This is a genomic window from Actinomadura sp. 6K520, from assembly GCF_004349245.1.
Taxonomy (GTDB): domain Bacteria; phylum Actinomycetota; class Actinomycetes; order Streptosporangiales; family Streptosporangiaceae; genus Spirillospora.
The window spans coordinates 1-2,145 of the sequence record NZ_SMLC01000366.1 but is presented as its reverse complement, the minus strand read 5'-3'; the positions used below and the strand labels follow the sequence as shown (position 1 = coordinate 2,145).

At 75.1% G+C, this 2,145-nt stretch carries 2 protein-coding genes and 1 pseudogene; 1 reads left to right on the top strand and 2 read right to left on the bottom strand.

The window, feature by feature from the left end; translation table 11 throughout:
• Nucleotides 1-136: 136 nt before the first annotated feature.
• Nucleotides 137-907, top strand: coding sequence for a phosphatase PAP2 family protein (locus E1289_RS37335; protein ID WP_131988867.1), 771 nt, complete (start codon nucleotides 137-139; stop codon nucleotides 905-907).
• Between the two features lie 40 nt (nucleotides 908-947).
• Here E1289_RS37335 and E1289_RS37330 read toward each other — a convergent pair whose 3' ends face one another.
• Both E1289_RS37330 and E1289_RS38750 read right to left on the bottom strand, forming a co-directional pair.
• The gene (locus E1289_RS37330; RefSeq protein ID WP_131988865.1) at nucleotides 948-1,619 is read right to left on the bottom strand and encodes a response regulator transcription factor; all 672 of its coding nucleotides are present in this window, start codon (nucleotides 1,617-1,619) and stop codon (nucleotides 948-950) included.
• Nucleotides 1,616-2,145, bottom strand: a pseudogene (locus E1289_RS38750) (hypothetical protein); the annotation flags it as partial. The pseudogene E1289_RS38750 and the gene E1289_RS37330, both read right to left, overlap by 4 nt.

Genomic DNA, 2,145 nt, shown 5'->3' with positions numbered 1-2,145 from the left:
GGGCGAGCGGGTGGACTCGGGCGCGTGATCGCCGAAAGTACCGGGGGTTACGGGCGGGCGGCCCTAGGGTGAACTTCTGCGGACCGCGGGGTGTCCAAAAGGTGTCGGCCGAGGGTCGTTGAGCGTGAGGGAGAGCATGGAAGCGCCGGAATTCAGCGCCGATCTGTACCGGGACATCACCGAGTTCGCGGAGGGCACTCCGTCGTGGCTGCATACCGTGGCCGAGGTGGGGACGGATGCGGGGCTGCTGCTGTTCGCGGCGCTGTTCGTGGTGGGCTGGTGGCGGGCCCGGGCCGGGGACGCGCGGGCGATGGCGCTGGCGCTGGCGGCGCCGTTCGCGGTGGTGGCGGCGTATCTGGTGAGTGAGGTCTCCAAGACGTTCCTCGAGGAGGAGCGGCCGTGCCGGGCGGTGCGGGGCGCGGTGCACATCGCGGCGTGCCCGGCGCCGGGCGACTGGTCGTTCCCGAGTAACCACGCGACGATCGCGGCGGCGTCGGCGGCGGTGATCGTGGTGGCGTGGCGGGCGATGGCGCCGCTGGTGCTGCCGATGGCGGCGCTGATGGCGTTCTCGCGGGTGTTCGTGGGTGTGCACTACCCGCACGATGTGGCGGTGGGCTTCGTGCTCGGTGTGGTGGTGGCTCCGCTGGTGGTCGTGGCGCTGGTGGCGGCGTTGCGTCCGCTGGTGGAGTCGATGCGGGGGTTCCCGATGTGCGGGACGCTGCTGGGATCGCCGCCGCCGGTGGCGGCCGGTGTCCGGGGCCAAGAGAGCGGGGCGGAGCGGCCGGTGATGCCGCGTGCGGGGCTGGACCGGACGGCCGGTGGCGGGTTCGGGGGCCGGGTGGACGAGGCGTCGGTGACGATGCCGGATGTGATGGGCGGCGTGACCAGGCGGGACCCGCTGCCCTGACCCCGCTCCCCTCGCCTCGCTCCCCTTGGCGGGTGGGTGCTCAGGGGGTGTCGCCGGTGGGGGCGACGAGGCCGGCCTCGTAGGCGACGACGGCGGCCTGGACGCGGTTGCGGGCGTCCAGGCGGGTGAGGATCGCGCTGACGTAGGCCTTCACGGTCCCTTCGACGACGTGGAGGCGGGCGGCGATCTCGGCGTTGGACAGCCCGGCGCCGAGCAGGGCCAGGACCTCGCGTTCGCGGGGGGTGAGGGCGGCGATGCGGTGGCGGGCGCGTGCGCCGCCCGCCAGGCGGCCGCCGCCGCCGAGTTCGGTGATGACGCGGTGGGCGACCTGCGGGGACAGGTAGGCGGCGCCGCCGGCGACGGCGCGGACGCCGGCGATGAGTTCGAGCGGGTCGCCGGACTTGAGGAGGAAGCCGCTGGCGCCGCCGGACAGGGCGCGGGCGATGTACTCGTCCTCGCCGAAGGTGGTGAGCATGATGACGCCGGTGCCGGGGGCGGCCCGGCTCAGTTCGGTGGCGGCGGCGAGGCCGTCCAGGCGGGGCATGCGGATGTCGAGGAGTGCGACGTCGGGGCGGTGCCGCAGGGCCTGCTCGACGGCCTCGCGGCCGTCGGCGGCTTCGGCGACGACGTCGATGCCGGGGTCGGCGGCGAGGATCGCGCGGACGCCCGCGCGGATCATGGCCTCGTCGTCGGCGAGCAGTGCCCGGATCATGAAGGGTTCCTCTGTCGGTCGTGTTCGGCGCTGAGCAGGGTGGTGTCGTAGGCGTTCTTGGCGGTGAGGCGTCCGCCGGTGAAGCAGAGCCGGTAGATGCGGGACACGCCGAGCAGGTGCGCTTCGGGGCGGTAGTAGCGGCACTCGGCGCGGGCGGGTTCGGGGACGGCCCGGCGGACGGTCCCGGCGCCCATCGTCTCCCGCGGCGGCAGTGTCCGCTGGACGTGGGCCCGCGGGGTGCCGACGCGCAGCGCGGCGTAGTCGGCGGGCGGGAGGACGGAGTTGAGGGTGACGTAGACGTAGTAGGCGGCCATGACGGCGCCGAGGACGGCCATGAGCGCGGCGGGGACGGTGATCGCGGTGATCAGTCCGCGGCGGACCTGGCGGCGTTCGCGGGCCAGGTGGCGGGCGGATTCGGAGGGCCACTCCCCCGGCGGGGTGCGGGTGAGGCCGAGGGCGGCGCGCAGCGCGGTCCCGGCGGTGGGCGCGCCGCGCCGCGCCGTGGTCGGGCCGGTGGTGCGGGGGC